General features: G+C 59.2%; 16 protein-coding genes and 1 pseudogene. 13 read left to right on the plus strand and 4 right to left on the minus strand.

The window, feature by feature from the left end; translation table 11 throughout:
* From AAC035_RS05730 to AAC035_RS05765, 8 genes are all read left to right on the plus strand, one after another.
* The coding region (locus AAC035_RS05730; RefSeq protein ID WP_339801109.1) for a phosphopantothenoylcysteine decarboxylase at nt 1–493 on the plus strand (493 nt) is incomplete at its 5' end.
* Between the two features lie 35 nt (nt 494–528).
* Nucleotides 529–990, plus strand: coding sequence for a dUTP diphosphatase (gene dut, locus AAC035_RS05735; RefSeq protein WP_339801112.1), 462 nt, complete (start codon nt 529–531; stop codon nt 988–990).
* Nucleotides 991–1085: 95 nt separating this feature from the next.
* Nucleotides 1086–3686: a phosphomannomutase/phosphoglucomutase gene (locus AAC035_RS05740; protein ID WP_339801114.1), complete on the plus strand. Its 2601-nt coding sequence runs from the start codon at nt 1086–1088 to the stop codon at nt 3684–3686.
* A 62-nt stretch (nt 3687–3748) separates the two neighbouring features.
* Nucleotides 3749–4648 carry an acetylglutamate kinase gene (argB, locus tag AAC035_RS05745; protein ID WP_339801117.1) on the plus strand — a complete coding sequence of 300 codons (900 nt, stop codon included), beginning with the start codon at nt 3749–3751 and terminating at the stop codon, nt 4646–4648.
* A 109-nt stretch (nt 4649–4757) separates the two neighbouring features.
* Nucleotides 4758–6020 carry an acetylornithine deacetylase gene (locus AAC035_RS05750; RefSeq protein WP_339801119.1) on the plus strand — a complete coding sequence of 421 codons (1263 nt, stop codon included), beginning with the start codon at nt 4758–4760 and terminating at the stop codon, nt 6018–6020.
* Nucleotides 6021–6060: 40 nt separating this feature from the next.
* Entirely contained in the window at nt 6061–7245 is a 1185-nt protein-coding gene (gene argE, locus AAC035_RS05755; RefSeq protein ID WP_339801122.1) for an acetylornithine deacetylase, read from the plus strand.
* Entirely contained in the window at nt 7242–8552 is a 1311-nt protein-coding gene (gene argA, locus AAC035_RS05760; protein WP_339801125.1) for an amino-acid N-acetyltransferase, read from the plus strand. The genes argE and argA overlap by 4 nt, the downstream gene beginning before the upstream one ends.
* Nucleotides 8553–8713: 161 nt before the next feature.
* Entirely contained in the window at nt 8714–12493 is a 3780-nt protein-coding gene (locus AAC035_RS05765) for a DUF1631 family protein (RefSeq protein ID WP_339801128.1), read from the plus strand.
* 26 nt (nt 12494–12519) lie between these two features.
* On the opposite strand, the gene AAC035_RS05770 is transcribed toward AAC035_RS05765, so the two are convergent.
* The 3 genes from AAC035_RS05770 to AAC035_RS05780 all read right to left on the minus strand — a co-directional run bounded on the left by AAC035_RS05770 (nt 12520) and on the right by AAC035_RS05780 (nt 14996).
* Nucleotides 12520–13365, minus strand: coding sequence for a pirin family protein (locus AAC035_RS05770; protein ID WP_339801131.1), 846 nt, complete (start codon nt 13363–13365; stop codon nt 12520–12522).
* Nucleotides 13366–13554: 189 nt separating this feature from the next.
* Entirely contained in the window at nt 13555–14343 is a 789-nt protein-coding gene (speD, locus tag AAC035_RS05775; protein WP_339801133.1) for an adenosylmethionine decarboxylase, read from the minus strand.
* A gap of 218 nt (nt 14344–14561) precedes the next feature.
* The gene (locus AAC035_RS05780) at nt 14562–14996 is read right to left on the minus strand and encodes an OsmC family protein (RefSeq protein WP_339801136.1); all 435 of its coding nucleotides are present in this window, start codon (nt 14994–14996) and stop codon (nt 14562–14564) included.
* Nucleotides 14997–15386: 390 nt separating this feature from the next.
* Between AAC035_RS05780 and crp the strand changes: the two genes are divergently transcribed.
* Both crp and AAC035_RS05790 read left to right on the plus strand, forming a co-directional pair.
* A complete protein-coding gene (gene crp, locus AAC035_RS05785) occupies nt 15387–16028 on the plus strand; it encodes a cAMP-activated global transcriptional regulator CRP (RefSeq protein WP_091853186.1) in 642 nt (213 codons plus the stop codon).
* A gap of 62 nt (nt 16029–16090) precedes the next feature.
* Nucleotides 16091–17056 (plus strand): alpha/beta fold hydrolase, encoded by a 966-nt coding sequence (locus tag AAC035_RS05790; RefSeq protein ID WP_339801144.1) that lies wholly within the window; start codon nt 16091–16093, stop codon nt 17054–17056.
* Here the strand turns inward: AAC035_RS05790 and AAC035_RS05795 are convergent.
* The gene (locus AAC035_RS05795; protein ID WP_339801147.1) at nt 17047–17787 is read right to left on the minus strand and encodes a glutathione S-transferase family protein; all 741 of its coding nucleotides are present in this window, start codon (nt 17785–17787) and stop codon (nt 17047–17049) included. The two genes, AAC035_RS05790 and AAC035_RS05795, sit on opposite strands and share 10 nt — an antisense overlap.
* A 206-nt stretch (nt 17788–17993) precedes the next feature.
* On the opposite strand from AAC035_RS05795, the pseudogene AAC035_RS05800 reads away from it, so the two are divergent.
* From AAC035_RS05800 to AAC035_RS05810, 3 genes and pseudogenes are all read left to right on the plus strand, one after another.
* Nucleotides 17994–18989: pseudogene (locus tag AAC035_RS05800) on the plus strand (tryptophan--tRNA ligase); the annotation flags it as partial.
* Nucleotides 18990–19089: 100 nt separating this feature from the next.
* On the plus strand, nt 19090–20187 hold the full coding sequence (locus tag AAC035_RS05805; protein ID WP_339801149.1) for a M14 family zinc carboxypeptidase: 1098 nt from the start codon (nt 19090–19092) through the stop codon (nt 20185–20187).
* 1 nt (nt 20188) lies between these two features.
* The coding region (locus AAC035_RS05810; protein ID WP_339801152.1) for an alpha/beta fold hydrolase at nt 20189–20623 on the plus strand (435 nt) is incomplete at its 3' end.

Below are 20623 nucleotides of genomic sequence, written 5' to 3' on the forward strand. Positions count from 1 at the left end.
ACTGGCGGCTCCCCCGGGGGTCACTCTGGTGCAGGTCACCACAGCCGAGCAGATGCTGGCAGCCAGTATGGCGGCGGTTGACGATGGCGCTGATGTGTTTGTGGCCACCGCTGCAGTGGCTGATTACCGCCCGGAGGTCTGTGCAGGTGAGAAGATAAAGAAAGTCGGCGAGCGGATGTCGGTGACCATGATTCGCAACCCCGACACCCTGGCAACGGTCGCGGCGAGGGCAGATGCACCATTTACTGTTGGTTTTGCGGCAGAGACCACAGACCTGGAGCACTATGCGACGGATAAAATGGCACGCAAGCAATTATCGATGATTGTTGCCAATGATGTGTCGGCGCCAGGTATCGGTTTTAACAGCGACGACAACGCCGTTACCGTGTTCTGGCCCGGCGGCAGGGTATCCCTGGGGCCATCGGCCAAAACCGTGATCGCCCGCGAACTGGTCAAACTGATTGCGGAACGTAAAGCCGCTGCCGGCGCCTGAGCCCTGGTCCGGGCGACAATGACAAAGGAAACCTGATGAGCAAGCAACCCATACAGTTACGTATTCTTGATCCTCGCATCGGCAAACAGATTCCGTTTCCTGAATACGCCACTGGCGGTTCCGCTGGCCTGGATTTACGGGCGTGTCTGGACCAGGCGCTGACACTGGAGCCGGGTGACACGGCGCTGATCGGTACCGGGCTCTCGGTGTATATCGCTGACCCATCGCTGGCGGCAATGATTCTGCCTCGCAGTGGCCTGGGCCATAAGCACGGTATCGTGCTTGGCAATCTGGTGGGACTGATTGACTCCGATTATCAGGGTGAGCTGATGGTGTCCTGCTGGAACCGGGGCCAGACCAGCTTCACCATTGATGTGGCTGAGCGGATAGCCCAGATGGTTCTGGTGCCGGTGGTTCAGGCGGAATTCGAGGTGGTTGATCGGTTTCACGCCAGCGACCGGGGTGAAGGCGGCTTCGGTTCAACCGGACGCCATTAAGGGCGGCGGTCGTTGATCTCTATCGTCCCGGATAAGCAAGCTATACTCCTGGCATGCAGTAGCGTGCAGATCCATACCGTCAGACGGAGCGGACCATGAAATTTGGCAAGAAAAAACCGGTGGATGAGGTCGGCGCCAAGCCTCAGCCGTCGAACAAGAAAAAAGCCAGCAGGAAAGGGCAGGCACTTGTGGATGACCGCCCCGGTAAAGGTCTGAAAAAGCTTGGTAGTGTCGCAGGAGCTCAGGCGCTGTTGGTGGTGGTGGTGGGCGTGGCCGTCAGTGCGCTGCTGTATCTGCTGGTTCTGGTGCCCTCCGAGAGTGCCCGCGAGCAGGCGCAGGCAGATCTGGGCGCGACCCAGGCGACAGCGCGGATCGAACAGCGACTGTCCTGGATTCAGGCTCTGGTGACAGGGCTGGGCAGTCAGGCCTCGGTTCGACAGGCGTTTGCAGAAGGCTCCGGGAGACAGCCTCTGGCAGAGGATCTGGCGCAGCTGCTGCCGGATATCGAACAGGTCTTTGTGTTTCCCTATGGCACCATCCCCCGTCGTGCCGATGAAGACCTGGGGCTTGGCTTTGCGACCCTTGATCTGGCCCGCAGGGCAGAATCCGGCCGGGACATTGCACCTGATGCCTTCCCCCGCAACGGGCAATGGCTGATTCAGGCTGCCACCAGGGTGCGTAACCCCGTCAGCCAGGCGGTGGAAGGTACCGTTGTCGTGATCTTTCGCGGAGACAGCCTGGCATCGGCCATGACCAATACCGGTGGCCGTGCCACCCTGGTACAGCAGGTGTCCGGGCAGGCCCGGGAAGTGCTGGGTGTGGGTCAGGGTGATGGTCCCCTGGTTGAGCGGCGGGTGTCAGTGGCTGACTGGAGCCTGCGTTACCAACCTGCCTCATCGGCGCCGCTACTGAACCCGTTTATGGTTCTTGCACTGGTGATGGCCGGATTCCTGGTGGCCGCAATTGCGGTGTGGTTGCTGCTGTCAACGGCGGCCTCTGGCCTGCGCAAGGACATGTTGCTGCTGGTGCAGTGGGCCCAGAAAGTATTTGCCGGTGAAAAGTCCGTCATGCCGGAGCTCAGGTGGGAACTTCCGGCAGTCGCCGGGGATGTGCTCCAGCGTCTGGCCAGAGCCGTCGATAAGCGGACGGAGAAAAACGCCAGCGCTACCCGTCCCGCTCCCGCATCCGGCCAGGCTGGCGACGAACCCCTGTTCCAGGACCGTGATATGCCGGATATAGACATGCTGGACGGTGATGACGATGTGCTGGGTTTTGGTCATTCTGCGACCTCGCCGGAGGTTGAAGAAGTGTTATTGCCGCAGGTTGAGGTGGCGCCGGGTATTTTCCGGGCTTACGACATCCGTGGCATTGTGGATGAAACGCTGACCGGAGAAGTGGTATCCCTGATCGGGCAGGCGATTGGCTCCGAGGCTCTGGACCGGGGCCAGGATACCTTGTGTATCGGCTTCGATGGCCGTCACTCCAGTCCGGAGCTGGCAGATGCCCTGGCCCGGGGTGTGATCAGCACCGGCTGCAACGTTATCCGTGTGGGTGCGGTGCCAACGCCGGTGTTGTATTTTGCCACCTATCATCTGGGCACCGGATCCGGGGTAATGGTGACCGGTAGCCATAACCCTTCTAACTATAACGGCCTGAAAACCGTGCTGGACGGAGAAGCGCTGTCCGGCGAGGCCATTCAGAAACTGTTGCAGCGGATCCAGACCGGTGATTTCAGGCAGGGCCAGGGTGCCCTCAGTGACCAGGATATACGGCGGGATTATCTTGACCGGATTCTCGGTGATATTGCGGTTGCTGCGCCCTTGCGGGTGGTGGTTGATGCCGGCAATGGTATTGCCGGTGAGCTGGGTCCGCTGCTGATCGAAGAACTGGGTTGTGACGTTATTCCGTTGTATTGCGAGGTTGATGGGGACTTTCCCAATCATCACCCTGACCCGGGTAAACCGGAGAATCTGCAGGACCTGATCGACCGTGTGGTGGCTGAGAAAGCCGATCTGGGTATTGCCTTTGACGGTGACGGTGACCGCATTGGCGTGGTCACCAACGAGGGCAAGATAATCTGGCCGGATCGTCTGTTGATGCTGTTTGCAAAAGATGTGGTCGCCCGCAATCCGGGTACCGACGTGCTCTATGACGTCAAGTGCAGCCGCCGTCTGGCCAATGTGATTTCCTCGGCCGGTGGCCGCCCGGTCATGTGGAAAACCGGCCACTCACTGATGAAAGCCAAAATGAAGGAAACCGGCGCCCTGCTGGCGGGCGAAATGAGCGGCCATATCTTCTTTGCCGAGCGCTGGTACGGCTTTGATGACGGCCTTTATTCTGCCGCCCGGTTACTGGAAATTCTGGGCATTGAAGATCGTCAGAGCGATGAGGTATTCGCGGAATTTCCCGAGGATTTCAGCACTCCGGAGCTGAATCTGGAGGCGACCGATGAAAGCAAGTTCAAGATCATAGAGCGACTGGCCCAGCGAGCGGGTTTTGGCGAGGCAAACATCAGTACCATTGATGGTATTCGCGTTGATTACCCCGATGGCTGGGGACTCTGCCGGGCTTCCAATACCACACCGGCGCTGGTGTTGCGATTTGAGGCGGAAACCGAGCCCGCGCTTGAGCGCATCAAGGCGATTTTCCGCGGCCAGTTGAAGGCGCTTGCACCGGAAGTGACCATTACGTTCTGACAACCCAAACCTGGCCCGCTCTGACCCGGCGGGCCTGACCCCCAACAATGAAGGCACACTGAATGGCACTGGATCGTGAAACCGCAATGCAGGTGGCAGATGTACTGAGCAAGGCGCTGCCCTATATCCAACGGTTTACCGGAAAGACCGTGGTGATCAAGTACGGCGGCAACGCCATGGAAAACGAAGACCTGAAGAGCAGCTTTGCCCGCGACATGGTGATGATGAAACTGGTGGGTATCAACCCCATTATCGTCCATGGTGGCGGCCCGCAAATTGGCGAGCTGCTCAACCGTCTGAACATCAAGTCCCATTTCGTTAACGGCATGCGGGTCACCGACAGCCAGACCATGGATGTGGTGGAAATGGTGCTGGGTGGCCAGGTCAACAAGGAAATTGTTTCGCTGATCAATGCTCATGGCGGCACTGCCGTTGGCCTCACCGGCAAGGATGCAAACCTGATTCGTGCCCGCAAACTGGAGGTGTTTGCCGAGCAGAGTGATGAGCTGGCGCGGCCCGAGATCATCGATATCGGTCATGTCGGCGAGGTGTCGTCGGTCAACGTCAAGGTGATCGAGATGCTGACCAACAGCGACGTCATCCCGGTGATTGCCCCGATTGGCGTGGGTGCAGATGGCACCTCCTACAATATCAATGCTGACCTGGTTGCGGGTAAGGTTGCGGAGGCCATGAATGCCGAGAAACTGATACTGCTGACCAATGTTTCGGGCCTCAAGAGCAAGGACGACAAGGTATTGACGGGGCTGACCGCGGCCCAGGTCAACAGCCTTATTGCCGACGGTACCATTCACGGTGGCATGCTGCCCAAGATTCGCTGCGCCCTGAGCGCGGTCGAGAATGGCGTCAAAACGGCTCACATCATTGATGGACGGGTTGCCCATGCCACCTTGCTGGAAATTTTCACTGATGAAGGTGTCGGTACTCTTATTTCCAGAAATTAACGAGGTATTTCCAGAAATTGACGCAGTTACCGGCATTCGATGGCGATACGGAGTTAAGGTCTGCAAGACGGGTTCAAGGGACGGTCGGATCTGACCGAGAGGATATGCCGTGAAAAAACTGCTGTCGTTGTTGGTTATCCTGGTCATTGTCGCCTGGGTGGGTTTCAAGGGAGCCGCGTGGTGGCTGACGGAGCAGACACTGGCGGATCTCCGCGAGTCCTGGTCCAGTGCCGGCGCGCTGACCTGGGGGCGCACGGGCTCGGGTGTCACCGGAGACGTGACGGTGAACGAGCTGCAGTTCGAATCTTTTCGTCTGACCAGTCCTCTGGCTATGGAGCGGGCACAGTTCTCGGCACCGGATGCCATGGCGCTGATGCTGGCGCTGGGGCGCAACGAGCTGCCGGAGCAATGGAGTCTGCGTTTCGACCGTACGGTCATGAACCTTGATGCGGCCCTGTTCCGTAACTGGGTAACAGCGGGCGGGGAGGCTCCGGTGCCCCTGTTTGCGCCGGTGTGTGGGCCGGATGCCCGCCAGCATCTGGGCAGCGGCGATTTCATGCGTATGGGCATTGACCGGATTGCGGGTGATGCGCTGCTGAAGCAGACCGCTGGTGGACTGAATCTTGAAGTACACACCTGGACAACGGGCGGTCTGGATCTGTTCTGGCCGACCGCGAAACTGCAGCTCACAGACACGGGGCTGAAGCTTGTATCGACCTCCGGTGAGGTCAGGGTGACCCTGCGGGATGCGGGTCTGATGCGCCGGATTACCGCCTATTGTGCCCGGGAAACGGGACAGCCGCCGGATCAGTGGGCCGACACGGTAATGATGTCCTTTGCCGAGGGATTGAACGCTCGTGGTTACCAGCCTGCGCCTCAGACCCTGGCTTTGTATCGGCAGTGGCTCACCGAGGGCGGCGAGCTGGTCATGTCGCTATATCCGGACCGGGAGGCGTTCGGAATACCGGTTCGCGCGGCGCCAGCAGAGTCGGAGCCAGACGCGTCTGCGGAGGGTTTGTTCCTGAACGTTACTTATAACGGCGCAGAGGTACCGGATGTGTACCTGCAGGCAGCCATTAAGGACGAAGAGGAATTGCCGGCACCGGCCATTGAGCCTGTAGTGCCGTCTGGTGTGGGGTCCGGTGTCGCCGACTCTCGCTGGCAGCTTGCGACGCTGGACGACGCTGAGCGCTGGCTTGGCTACCGGGTCCGGGTTACTCTGAACAACGCGCGTGTGGTTGAAGGGCGTTTGTCCGGAATCGATGACGAACGAATGGAAGTAGCGCGTAACGTAGGTGGCGGTGAAGTTGCCTACCCCATGGTACTGAGGGCGATCGACCGGTTTGAGGTATGGCGTCAGGGGCAACGCTGAGGCCCCGGCCGGGCCGCCCCTGATCAGGCAGGAATTGGCTATGTCCACCCAGTCTCAGAATTCTCCCGCTCACGCGGGAACCGTGCCACCGGATATCCGTTCCATGCTGTCGCAGCTGGTGGCAATTCCCTCGATCAGCAGTGCCAATCCGGACTGGGATCACAGCAATGAGCCGGTGGTGCGGCTGCTGGCGGAATGGCTCGAGGCCCTGGGCTTCGCCAACGAGATCATGCCGGTACCGGGCATGCCCGGGAAATACAACCTGATCGCGACGCTCGGTTCCGGCCCCGGCGGCCTGGTGCTGTCCGGCCATACCGATACCGTGCCCTTCGATGATCAGCGCTGGCAGACCGACCCCTTCCGCCTGACCGAGAAAAACGACCGCCTCTACGGACTGGGAACTTGTGACATGAAGGGGTTTTTTGCCCTTGCTATCGAGGCGGCCCGTGATGCTGCTGGTCGCACCCTGAAACAGCCATTGATTCTCCTCGCAACCGCTGATGAAGAAAGCTCCATGAACGGCGCCCAGGCGCTGGTGGCGGCCGGACGCCCAAAGGCCCGCTATGCGGTGATCGGCGAGCCTACCGGGTTGCGGCCGGTGCGGATGCACAAGGGCATCATGATGGAACGCCTGGTGTTTGAGGGACAGTCCGGCCATTCATCGGATCCGGAGCTGGGGCGCAGTGCCCTTGAGGGCATGCATGAGGCCATGACCGAGCTGCTGGCATTGCGGGCCGGCTGGCAGGACAGGTTCCGCAACCCTCACTTCAGGGTGCAGGTGCCAACCCTGAATCTGGGCTGTATCCATGGTGGTGATAATCCGAACCGGATTTGTGGGCGTTGTGAGCTGCACTTTGATCTACGCCCATTACCGGGCATGGGAATGGAAGAACTCCGGCAGGACATTCTCACCAGGTTGCAGCCTATTGCCCAAAGCCGGGAGCTGAGCCTTACCTTCGAGCCGCTGTTTGATGGCGTGCCGCCTTTTGAGACAGCGGCCACAGCGGACCTGGTGAAGCTCTGCGAGAAGCTGACCGGACACACCGCCAGCTCCGTTGCCTTCGCCACGGAAGCCCCCTGGCTGCAGCAGCTGGGCATTGAAACCCTGGTGATGGGACCGGGGTCCATTGACCAGGCCCATCAACCTGACGAGTATCTGGCCTTGTCGCAGCTGGATCCGACCGTTAATCTGCTGAAAAAACTGATCAGGCATTACTGCTTATGAGTGAGAACAACTGGTTGCATGGCTTTCGTCATTCGTCTCCCTATATCAATGCCCATCGTGGCCGTACCGTGGTTCTGGTGCTGGCGGGAGAAGCCGTGGCCAGTGACAACCTGCTCAACATCATTCACGACATAACCCTGCTCAGCAGCCTCGGCATCCGTCTGGTGGTGGCTTTTGGTGCCCGCCCCCAGATTCAGTCGCAGCTGGAAAATGCCGGTCACGCTACCGAATTTGCCAATGGTCTTCGTATCACCAAAGAGGCAGATCTGCCGCTGGTCATGGAAGCCGTGGGTTCCATGAGGTCCTGGCTCGAAAGCCGCTTGTCCATGGGCCTGGTGAATTCGCCCATGCACGGTGCCCGTATCCGGGTGAGCAGTGGCAATTTCGTCACCGCCAGGCCGGCGGGTGTGCTGGAGGGTATCGACCACGGCTACACCGGCCGTGTCCGCCGGATCGACGCTGAAGGTATTGAGCGGCTGCTGGCACTGGGTCATATCGTGCTGATGCCGCCGCAAGGTTATTCGCCCACCGGAGACGTGTTCAATCTTTCCTATGAAGACGTGGGCAGTCAGACCGCTGCTGCGCTGAAGGCGGAAAAGCTGATTGTCTTTACCGACGACGCCGGGGTGCTGGACGAGGACGGTTCGCTGATTCGGGAAATGACGGTGCGCCAGGCCCTGGCCAAGGTGGCCGAGCAGGTTATTTCCGGTCACGATGCGGACCTGCTTCGGGCCGCCTGTGACGCCTGTGTCAAGGGTGTCCGCCGGGCCCACATCATCAGTTACGACAAGGATGGGGCCCTGCTGGAAGAGCTGTTTACCCGGGATGGTTCAGGTACGCTGGTCAGCGATGACAATTACGAGCAGATCCGGCGGGCGCGGGTTGAGGACATCGGCGGAATTCTGGGTCTGATCCAGCCGCTGGAAGATCAGGGCATCCTGGTGCGTCGTTCCCGGGAAATGCTGGAAACCGAAATCGAGCGGTTTGTGGTGGCCGAACGGGATGGCATGATTGTCGGCTGTGCTGCGCTTTACGCCTGGGCTGACGAAGGCGCCGGAGAACTGTCCTGTTTCGCGGTGGACCCGGGTTACCGCCGGTCCGGACGTGGTGACGAGATTCTCGCAATGATTGAGCGCATGGCCCGGGCCGAGGGGCTTGTGCGCCTGTTCGTATTGACCACCCAGACCGAACACTGGTTCCGGGAACGGGGCTTCGAGCCAACGGCGGTGCAGTCGCTGCCGGGACCGAAGCTGGCGGTGTATAATGCCACTCGTAACTCCAAGGTTTTTGTGAAAACTCTGGATTAGTTTTTGCCGTGAAACGGGCCATTTCAGGGCTTTTTCTCAGATGAAATAACTGTCATTATTGACGATAAGCCGATTATGTCGTCATGTTTCATGTCACCACAACCAAGGGAACCGCAGGTTATCCGCACGGACAGCCTGCTTTGCCAAAGATCAGGTAGTCAATGGATCCGAAGGAACGACGCTCCAGCCCCCGACGTCCCATCAAACTCGCCGCTCAGGTTGATCTGGGAGATGCGGGAGTCTGGCCCTGCCAGATCGCGGATTTTTGCGCCGAAGGTCTCTTCGTGCGCTATGCCGGCGATACCTCTGAAAAAATCCGACACTATCTGAACAGTCATCCCGGCAGCGACCTCGGCATTTTTTTCCGAACACCCGATGGTCAGCGTCGTCATGAGCTCAAGGCCCGTCCGGTGAGGATGATTGACGGTGCCATGGGCGTTGAGTTTGCGCATGCGAGCCACGAGGCTGTCAGCGCCATGCTCAACCAGTGCGGTGCGGATGGCCCGAATCAGGAGAGGGCGGCGCTGAAGCCTCCCAGCGAACGGGTTCAGTTCGTTCTTCACCAGTGTGCCCGGGCGGTGATCAAACACATTGAGCCGTTGATGGGTGACTGTTTTTCGGCGCTTTCAGAAGCGCTACGCCAGGCAGCCCTGAAAGCGTCCAATGACCAGCAGGCCAATGAATTCATGGACGCGGCTGGCCAGGTGGACGCCCGTTACCGGTCAATGTGGCTGCTGATGTCCAGAGCTCTGGAGTCGCCCCTGAAGCCTCAGCGTGCGGATGCCTCCGCCAGTTCGCTGTCGCTGGTGGACAAGGGCGAGTTTGAGGACTGGCTTGCCGTCAAGGTGATGGTGACCAAGGCAGACACCTTGTATCGTGCCGAGCTGTTGCAGTTAAGAATGCGGCTGGACAGGCTGGGCGTCACCAACGCCACCGGTCATCAGAACCCCCTGGGGCCGTCACTGGTCTGTGAGGCTTTCCACACAGCTCTTGAGAGCCTTCGGGTGAACCGGCCGGTGGAAAAGATCTGCCTGAAAACCTTCGAAACCGTGGTCCTTCAGAAGATAGGCCCACTTTATCAAGAGCTTAATCAGATTCTGGTGCGCCATGGCATCCTGCCGGATCTGGATCTCAGCCGTTACCTCAGCGAGCGCAAACCACGGACTGCGGCAGAACCCAGGGAGACGTCCAGGGCCCCGGAACAAAGCAAGCCCCCGGCGGCCCCGGCAGCGGATTCTCCGGGCACCAGCCCGGTTGCTGGCGTGCAGGTGTCCCCTGATCAGAATTCCGGACAGGCTGAGCGCACTCGCAGTGCGGGTTCCGGCTCGTTTCAGGATCACATGAATACCGCCCGGTCCGCGTTCGCCACGGTCCGCAACCTGATGGACACCCTTAAGGCGGGTCGCCTGGTCACGGCCACCGAGCCGCCTCCGTTCCCTGAGGATGCCCGGCCCCTTTCAGCGGGAGAGTTTCAGAAGGAGCTCCATGGCCTGCAATTGACCCCGGCACCGGAGACTGAAGAGTTACCCCTTAAAAAACGGGTTATTGAGCGGGTCAGAAGCACCGGTAACCATGGCCTTAATGATGAACAGCAGAATACGCTGGATGTGGTGGACCGTTTCTTCAACAGTGTGATTGAAAGTCCCAAGCTGTCCGAATCAACCCGTCGTCAGATCCGTCAGCTGGAAGTGCCGGTGCTGAAAGTGGTACTCCGGGATCCTGCGTTTTTTGACGACATCGAGAGTCCGGTGCGGGGCGTGATGAACCGGCTGGCACAGCTGGGCGCCAAGGGCAGCCGCACCAATCCGGTGGTGCAGCGCCGGGTCGATGACCTGGTCAGCCGGATTGCCACCGAGTTTGAACAGGATACCCGGGTTTTTGAAGGCGCCGTCGGTGAACTGGATAACCTGATCGATCGCCAGAACCTGATCTACCGGCGCAATGTGGAACGAGTAACCGCCGCCGCTGAGGGCGCCCAGAAAGTGGCCGATTCCAAGGCGGCCGTGGCCGAGGCACTGGACCGCCGACTGGCCGGGAAAGAGGTTCCCAGGGCGGTGATCAGTTTGCTGAATGCCGGCTGGCGTGATCTGTTGTCGCTGACCTGGATTCGCCAGGGGCCCGACAGCCAGCTGTGGCAGGATTACCTGTCGGTGGTGGATTCGCTGATGGCATTTGCCGCAGATCCTTCCATCGAAATCAACTTGTCGGAGTTGTTGCGGCTTATCCAGGACGGGTTGTCCTCCATTTCAAGCAATCATTTGCCGGCCTCCCAGGTCCGCGAAGAACTCAAGCATTTCCTCGTCCGGTCTGCCGATACTCCGGTCGAGATGATTCCCATGCCACCGGCCCAGACCCGGGAAAGCGCCGAAGCAAGGCAGGAGCAAAGATTGCAGAGTCGCCTGCAGCGCTGGGTCGTCCGCGCCCAGAAACTGCGGACCGGAGACTGGCTGCGGGATCAGACCCAGCCGGACAGCCCCCAATACATTCGTCTGGTGTGGGTGGCCCGGGGCTTCAATCGCTTTGTCTTTGTGAACCACCAGGGGATGCGGGTGGTTGAGCTGGAGCTGTCGGCACTGGCCGAGCAGATGCAGCGGGGCATCATCGTACCCGACAGCCAGTATGGTAAACCGCTGGTGGACGAAAGTATCGATCGCATGGTTCGTAAGGTTTACGACCAGCTGTCCTGGGCTTCCACTCACGATGAACTGACCGGGTTGCTGGAGCGGCGTGAGTTTGAGCGGGTGCTGGAGCAGCAGCTCAGCCGCCATGAAGATGAGCGTACGCTGGTGCGGCTGGATCTGCGACAGTTCCGTATGCTCAATGACACCGCCGGATTTGCCGCCGGGGACGAGGCCCTCAAGTCGGTAGCAGAGGTGCTGCGCCAACGCGTTACCGATGGTATGCCGTTGGCGCGCCTGGAGGGTGACGAATTCGGATTTCTGCTGCCAGCGGAGGAGTCGGGGCAGACGCTGGAGCAGATCATCGCTGATATTGAACAGCTCAAACCGCAATGGTCCGGTCGCACCTATGCCTTGTCCGCCAGTGCCGGACTGGCTCCCCAGCTTTCCATAATGACCACGGCAGAGCGCTGGCTGAAGGCGTCTGAGCAGGCCTGCCGGCAAGCCAAGGCCCTGGGTGCCGGTAAGTGGGTGGTGTATGACCTGGCGCCGGAAAATCACAGCCGCGAAGAGCAGATCGCGGCCAAGGTGGCGGCACTGGGCGATCTGAACGAGGAGCGGATGCTGCTGCGTTGTCAGAAGATCATACCGCTTCACAAGGCGGCCCGGCTTGGCACCCAGTACGAGGTATTGATCAGCATGTACGATGATCAGGCCAACCTGATCACCGCCACGGATTTTGTCCGCATGGCGGAGCGTTACAACCAGATGCAGTCAGTGGATCGCTGGGTGGTGGGCTACATGCTGGACTGGCTGAGAACCCGTGGGGGTGGCGAGCAGGGCACGGGCTTCTGTATCAATCTGTCCGGCTATTCACTGAACGATGAGTCGCTGCTGGAGTTTATCTATCACAAGCTGAGCCAGAAAGACGCACCCATTGAACGTCTCTGGTTCGAGATTACCGAAGCGGCAGCTATCCGCGATGTGCATGCGGTGGCTGAATTCATCACTGAAATGCAGGAGCTGGGGTGTCGTTTCTGTCTGGGCAATTTCGGGGCGGGACCTACTTCCTATCAGTATATGCGTGTGCTGCCGGTGGATATCATCAAGCTGGATGGCGCTTTCGTCAAAAACATCGCCACCAGTGAGACGGACCAGGCCATGGTCCGGTCGATGGTGGAAATGGCCCATTACCTGGCCCGGGAAGTGATCGCAACCCACATTGAAAGTCGTGAGGCTCTGGATATGTTGCGCCGCCTCGGGGTGGATTATGGCCAGGGCTATTCCATTGAAAAACCCAGGCTGCTGGACAGCCTGGGCTGACAATACCGGTTGTGCAGCTGGCTGACTCAGGCCGTCAGTCTGCCGCTCTGATAGTCCCTCAGCGCCTGTTCGATTTCCTGACGACTGTTCATTACGAAGGGGCCGTACTGTACCACCGGTTCCCCGATGGGTTTGCCGGCAATCAGCAACACCCTGGCGCCGCTGCTGCCCGCATTGAGCGTAAGCGTGTCACCCTCGCCAAGTACCGTGGCTGCACTGCGCTGCAGGGCCTGGCCGTCGAGTTGTGCGTCGCCCTCGTAAAGATAGAGCATGCCATTGAGGTGGCTGGCCAGGGGTAGCTCCAGGGCGTCTCCCGGAGCCAGGTGAAGGTCAGCGTATAATGGCTCGGTTGAACCGCCGGCTTCAGCCCCTGTGTGATTTTTGCCTTCAACCATCAGGGTGCCGGCGATCAGCCTGATCTCGCTGTCCCCGACCGGGATGCGCGGAATTTGCTCCGGCTGAATGTCGCGATACCCGGCAGGCTTCATCTTTTCCGCCGCCGGCAGGTTGAGCCACAGCTGAAAGCCGCGCATGACCCCATCTTCCTGCTGCGGCATCTCCGAGTGCACGATACCCCGTCCTGCGGTCATCCATTGCACGCCGCCGTTGCGCAGATTGCCACGATTGCCCAGATGGTCCTCGTGGAGCATATGGCCTTCGATCAAGTAGGTAACCGTCTCGAAGCCCCGGTGCGGATGGGAGGGGAAACCGGCAAGGTAGTCGGCCGCCTTGTCAGAACCGAACTCATCCAGCATCAGGAACGGATCAAGCCTGATCAGCTGGGACTGACCAATGGAGCGGCGAATACGAACGCCAGCTCCATCGGACGTTTCCATTCCGGGGATCACGCGTTTGATGGGTCGGGTTGTCATCGGGAGCACCTCGAAGTGTTTGAGCGTCAATGAACTCATTAAACCCGTAGGCGATGGCGGATGAAACCGGAGAATTCTGCAGGCGTTATTCAGGAAAACTGAATGATGCGGGCAGGCTGAAACAAGGCTGGCAGACAGATACCGGAGGGCGGGGTGCCCTCCGGCAGGACTGGATAACGGAAGTGATAGTCAAACGTTGCGGGAGTAGAAAATCTCGAGCATTTCCCGCTTCAGACGTTCTTCAATCAACTGGGACTCCTCGGCGCCGAGGTCACTGGCGTTAACGCCGAACACGTAGTTATCCAGATTGAAGTTTTTAAGCATCATCTTGGTGTGGAACATGTTTTCCTGATACACATTGACGTCGATCATCTGATAGGCGTTTTGCGTGTCCTCGGTCAGATAGTTCTGAATCGAGTTGATGTCATGATCGATGTAGTGCTTGGTGCCGTCCACGTCACGAGTGAAGCCCCGCACCCGATAGTCGACGGTCACCACGTCAGAATCGAAGCTGTGGATCAGGTAGTTCAGCACCTTGAGCGGCGAAATCAGGCCACAGGTGGACACGTCAATGTCGGCCCGGAACGTGCTGATGCCCTCGTAAGGGTGGCTTTCCGGGTAGGTATGGACGGTGACGTGGCTCTTGTCCAGGTGCGCGACAATGGTGTCGGGCAGCGGACCAGGCGACTCTTCGTTGTCAGGTTCACCGTTGGTCAGTTCATGCTCTGCAATCAGCATGGTTACTGACGCGCCGTGGGGTTCATAGTCCTGGCGGGCGATATTCAGCACGTTGGCGCCAATGATCTTGACCACGTCGGTCAGAATCTGGGTCAGACGCTCGGCATTGTACATTTCATCGATATAATCGATGTAGGCTTCACGTTGTTCTTCGGTCTGAGCGAAACAGATATCGTAAATATTGAAGCTCAGGGATTTGGTCAGGTTATTGAAACCATGCAGCTGGAGTTTTGATTCCATGCTCAGCCCCTCCGGAAAGTGGAGATGAATGACTGCAGGCTGCTGAAAACCAACATCCTGCTCAAGGCCGCCACCGATAACTGACCCGGTTGTTCACCTTTTGCGCAGACCGGCGGAGAAGGGTGCGTATTATGCACACCACATATCCCGTTGGATAGGGTTTGAAATCACATTTTAGCATCGATGGCCGTGCCGCTGGCCACGGCGCCAGGAGTTGGCTACCCGGCGGTGTCAGCGGATTCACGTATCTCGTAGCTGTGGCTGATGGCCACGCCGCCCTGCTCAAGCATGATGGAGGCGGAACAGTATTTTTCGGCCGACAGGCTGACGGCACGTTTTACCTGATTTTCCTTCAGGTTGCGCCCGGACACCACAAAGTGCAGGTGAATCTTTGTGAACACTGCGGGTACCGCGTCCGCGCGCTCGGCTTCGAGCTCGGCGTGGCATCCGGTCACGTCCTGGCGACTCTTCTGCAGAATGCTGACCACGTCAAAGGAGGAGCAGCCACCCAGGCCCATCAACAGAAGTTCCATTGGACGCGGGCCCATATTCTGGCCACCGTGATCGGGTGGACCGTCCATCTGCACACTGTGGCCGCTGGCACTGGTGGCTTTGAAGCTGGCATTACCGGTCCAGTCGATGGTTGCTTTCATACTAATGTATCCCCCTGGGGCCCGTGATCGGTGGATGACTCTGGCGCCGGGCATGCTAGCATAAAGCGTGAACCGGCGTCCGTATTGAGAGTCCGGTGCTGGACGGCGGTTAACAACAGGCCTTAAGATTCTGAGGCGTTATGTCGTTTCGTCCGCAAATACGGCATAAAGTTATGTTCATTTCGTACTTAACAGGCGAAATATGGCAGATAGTGTCTACAATCTAACCGACACAATGCAGGGTTCGTCTGCCAGATTCGGCAAACGTCAGGGAATTGCGGTGGCCGGGTCCTGATCGGCGCTGCACACATAAAAACAAGTCTGCAGGATTGCAGACCATATTATAAAGGTCGAGGGACCGGCAACAGTTTAGGAGGCACGACACCTATCATGGCAACCATCGTACGGCCGGTTGAGCAGAAAACCAAACACCTGGATTACTTCCTCTCACAATGTCACCGACGTCGTTATCCCGCTAAAAGCACCATTATCTACGCGGGTGACAAGAGCGACTCTCTGTTCTTCATCGTCAAGGGTTCGGTTACCGTCATCATCGAGGATGAGGATGGCCGGGAAATGATCATGGCCTATCTGAACTCCGGTGATTTTTTCGGAGAAATGGGGCTGTTCGACAACATGGATTCCCGCAGCGCCTGGGTCAAGGCCAAGACCGAATGCGAAGTGGCGGAAATCAGCTACACCAAATTCCGTGAAATCGCCCAACAGGATCCACGGGTGCTGTATTTCATCGGTGAGCAGATGGCCACACGTTTGCGCCAGACCACCCGCAAGGTGGGCGACCTGGCGTTTCTGGACGTGACCGGGCGGGTCGCACGGACGCTACTGGATCTGTGCAAGGAGCCCGACGCCATGACCCACCCCGACGGCATGCAGATCAAGATCACCCGTCAGGAGATCGGCCGTATTGTGGGCTGTTCCCGGGAAATGGTGGGCCGGGTTCTGAAAACTCTGGAAGAACAGGGGCTGGTTCAGGTCAAGGGTAAAACCATGGTAGTGTACGGAACACGTTAACACGGTTCTGTTGCGGGGCCGCCCGGCCCCCTGCCCAGTGCCGGTTCTGCAGTGAGGAAACTATGGACACCGGTCGTCTCTGGCCACTGGCAACGTTGCTTCTGGTGACGTTGCTGGCAGGCTGTTCCCGCAGTGATATTTACGAATACTTCATCGATCGGGAGCGCCGTCTGGCGGGGCTTTCCGAGCAGCAGATTGATGTCGGCGAACTGCGCATCTCCTATCTGACCAATGACCGCCTGGAAGGTCGTGACAGCCTGTTGCTGATCCACGGATTTGGTGGCAGCAAGGACAACTGGGTGCGTATGGCGGCCCATCTTTCCGATGACTATAACCTGCTGATTCCGGATCTGGCTGGCCATGGCGACAGCAGTACCGGCACCGAAAGTGATTACCCGGTGGAAGCCCAGGCGGCCACCCTGACCCGTTTTCTTGACGAGCTGGATACGGCCTCTGTGCACATGGCGGGCAATTCCATGGGAGGAGGCATTACCCTGTATTTCGCCAGCCGCTATCCGGAGCGGGTCCGCTCTATCTCGCTGTATGATCCGGCCGGATCCGACCGTTACCCGGCTGAGCTGGATGAGCAGCTTGAGGAGGGCAATAATCCACTGGTGGTCCGGGAGTCGGGCGATTTTCGACGCCTGATGGACTTTGTGCTGGAGCAGAAGCCGTTTATTCCATGGCCACTGGGGGATGTCATGGAACGTGAAGCGATCGCCCGGCAAGACATCAATGATCGTATTTTTGCTGCCATTCAGGCCTCCGCCGAGGACTACCACCCGGAGCAGATCATGGCGACGGTGTCAGTGCCGGCGCTGATCGTCTGGGGCGAGCAGGATCGTGTGCTGCACCCGGACAACGCCCGGGTATTCGAGCAGCATTTGCCGAATGCCCGTCTGGTGATGCTGGAAAACGTCGGGCACGTTCCGATGCTGGAAGTGCCCGAGCGCTCGGCCCAGTTAATGAGGGAGTTTATTACCGGGATCAGTGACGACCCGGAGCCCGCCAGTCCCGCTCAGCGATGAGCCTGATAAAAGGCGGCCAGAGGTGCCAGTCGTTGCTGGTTGGCGCCGGACCAGGCTTTCATTTCAGGTGGTAGCCGGTGGGGCTTTGGCCAGGGTACCGGGTATTGCGGGGGCATGAACAGGGGCGCAAACAGGGCGCCAGCGGCAATATCGGCCCGGGTCAGCTGGTTGCCTGCCAGATAGTCATAGGTCCGGTAGTGTTCCCCCAGCTCATCCAGTATTGCCTCCACCACCTGTTGTGCATCGGTCGCCGTTCTGGCGTTGATCTTCATCATGTTACGCATGCCTTCATCAACCCGGCTGAAAGCCAGCAGGAGCAGATAGCGGTTGAAAAAGGCGGTCTTTGCCGTCAGCAGCGGCGCCACAATTTTCGGGCGCTGCAACAGGTGATGGTAAGCAAAGGTGCGAACCGCCGGGCCTGCTTCCTGATCCAGGCGCTGTTCCCAGGCGATGGCGCTGGCCTTGCTGTTGGAATCCGCCGGCAGCAGCGGTTTGTCCGGGAAAGTGGCGTCGAGGTAGTCGAGGATGGCCGCTGAACCCTGAATAACCTCCTGGTCGTGGACCAGCACCGGCACTGAGGTCTGCTTCTGGCCAGTAAGTCCCCGAATCGTTTTTACATGGGTGCCAGGCAGCATAAAGATGGGCTGATACTGTATGCCCTTGTAGTCCAGTGCCCAGCGCACTTTCTCGGAGAAGTGAGAGATGGCGAACTGGTAGAGTTGAATGGCCATGACAGGGTACCTGCGGAGTGACGGAGGTTGGCGGAACAGCTGGTTGTGGTTGGACTTTACCTGAGTTGTGCTCTGGTCAGCCAGTCTGGCGCTGATTCCGGGGTTGATCCCGTTATCAGAAACCAGGGTGGTATTTGCAAAGGCATTTGCCCACCGCAGCGGCTTTGGGTAAGGTTCTGCTTTCTTTCATCACAAGCGCGAAAATCATGGCCAAAACTCGAGTTCTTACGGGTATCACTACCACCGGCATTCCTCACCTTGGAAACTACGCCGGCGCCATCCGGCCTGCGATCCGGGCCAGTCAGAGTGAGGACACCGAATCCTGCCTGTTTCTTGCAGATTACCATGCGCTGATCAAGTGCCAGGAACCGGAGCGGGTTCGCGAGTCCGTCCGCGCCATCGCAGCCACCTGGCTGGCCTGTGGTCTTGATCCGGAGCGGGTAACCTTTTACCGGCAGACCGATGTGCCGGAAATCACCGAGCTGAACTGGGTGCTGACCACCGTTACCGCCAAAGGGCTGATGAACCGGGCCCATGCCTACAAGGCGGCAGTACAGGAAAACGAGGAAACCGAAGGGTCAGACCCGGACCGGGGCATTACCATGGGCCTGTTCTGCTACCCGATTCTGATGGCTGCGGACATCCTTATGTTCAACGGCCAGAAAATCCCGGTTGGCCGCGATCAGACCCAGCACATCGAAATGGCCCGGGATATTGCCCAGCGCTTCAATTACCTGTTTGGCGAAACCTTCACCCTGCCGGAAGCGGTCATTGAAGAGTCCGGTATGGTGCTGCCAGGGCTGGATGGCCGCAAGATGTCCAAAAGCTACAACAACACCATCCCGCTGTTTGAAGATGAGAAGAAATTTCGCAAGCTGATCAACAAGATCAAGACCAACAGCCTGGAGCCCGGCGAGCCCAAGGATCCGGAGGGCTGCTCTTTGTTTGCGATTTACTCCGCCTTCGCCAGCGCCGATCAGGTGGCCGACATGCGCCGCCAATACCAGAACGGCATTGGCTGGGGTGATGCCAAGAAGCAACTGTTCGAGTACCTCAATGAGGAACTGGCGCCGATGCGGGACACCTACAATATGCTGATGGACGACCCGGCCCAGCTTGACCGTATTCTCAAGGCCGGTGCCGAAAAAGCCCGTGATTACGCCACACCACTGATGACCACGGTGCGCAGCCGCATCGGGATTGGCTCTATCAGCGGCAGCTAGTAGCCAGAATATTTCGGCGTCAACAAACTGTCTTATTGGCTGGCCATACTGGGGAAAATGCCTTTGCCCGGACCCCGTTATGGCTGAACTGAAAGATATTACTCCCCATCTGTCTGTTGCCGCTGAGCAGGCTCAGCGGGACGGTCGTCAGCGCCGTCAGTTGCGTACTTTCATTCCCGAACTGGTTCAGCTTGAACGAATGCTGGCAGAAGCGCCGGACAGTGTCCGCACCCGGGTGGTTACCCGGGTTCAGGTCAGGGACCTGACCTTGCCCGTGTACCGAACAGATCTGGGCAGTGATTCACCGGATGCACCTGTGGTGCTGTTTGTTGGCGGAGTGCACGGCCTTGAGCGGATCGGCAGTCAGGTGGTCATGGCCTGGCTGGCCTCGGTGATCGCCCGCCTGCGCTGGGATGCCCAGCTACAGGACCTGCTGAGCAAGGTCCGCATCACCCTGCTGCCGATTCTGAACCCCGGTGGTATGTATCTGAACCAGCGGGCCAACCCCGGCGGCGTCGACCTGATGCGCAATTCCCCCATTGCCGCCCAGGGCCGGTCTACCTTCATGCTGGGCGGCCAGCGGCTGTCGCCCCGCTTGCCCTGGTACACCGGCGACCCCGAGCAGGGCATGGAGCCGGAGAACCAGGCCCTGAGCCGGGTGATTGAAGAACTGCTGCCAGGGCGCCCCTTCAGCCTGGCCCTGGACTGCCATTCCGGATTTGGCTGGCAGGATCAGATCTGGTTTCCCTACGCTTACCGGCGCCGGCCCATGCGCCGGATAGATTCAGTCATGGCCCTGAAACTGATCTGGGAACAGTCCTACCCCAATCATAATTATGTGTTCGAACCCCAGTCTGCCCACTACCTGACCCATGGTGACCTGTGGGATTACTTCTACAAACAGATTAACCGCAAGGGACAGGGCACCTTTATTCCGCTGACCCTGGAAATGGGGTCCTGGCGCTGGGTGCGCAAGCGTCCCCGACAGTTGCTGCGACTCGATGGCTTCTTTAACCCGCTGGCGCCTCACCGCCATCAGCGGGTCTTGCGGTCCCATCTGGTGCTGATGGATTTTCTGGTGCAGGCGGCGGTCAGCCATGAACACTGGCTGCCAACCGGCGACCAGTCGGTGTTGTTGCGCGAGGCCGCCATGATGCACTGGTACCGGGAGGCCTGAGGTGGACTGGATCCTGTTGCGGGGCCTGAGCCGGGAGCAGGCCCATTGGGGTCTTTTTCCGAAGTTACTGACTGAAGCGTTTCCGGGGCACCGTTTTCATTGTCTGGATTTGCCGGGGGCGGGGGTGCGGGCGGCGGAAAAAAGTCCCGGTAGCATTGCGTCCATTGCGGAGCGGGTGCGGGCGGAGAGTCTGCACCTGACCCGGCCCCTGGGTCTGATCGGCCTGTCGATGGGTGGCATGGTGGCTCTGGACTGGGCGGCACGCTACGGTGCCAGCGAAGTGGGCGCGATGGCGATGATCAACAGCAGCAGTGGTTTCAGTCCGCCTTGGCAGCGGATGCGCCCGGGCGTCTGGCCGCGGGTCGCCAGAACGCTGGTCCTGAGGGACCCGGCCGCCCGGGAGCGGGCTATCCTGGAACTGACATCCGGGCGTCCG

It is taken from the genome of uncultured Marinobacter sp., from assembly GCF_963974375.1.
Taxonomy (GTDB): domain Bacteria; phylum Pseudomonadota; class Gammaproteobacteria; order Pseudomonadales; family Oleiphilaceae; genus Marinobacter.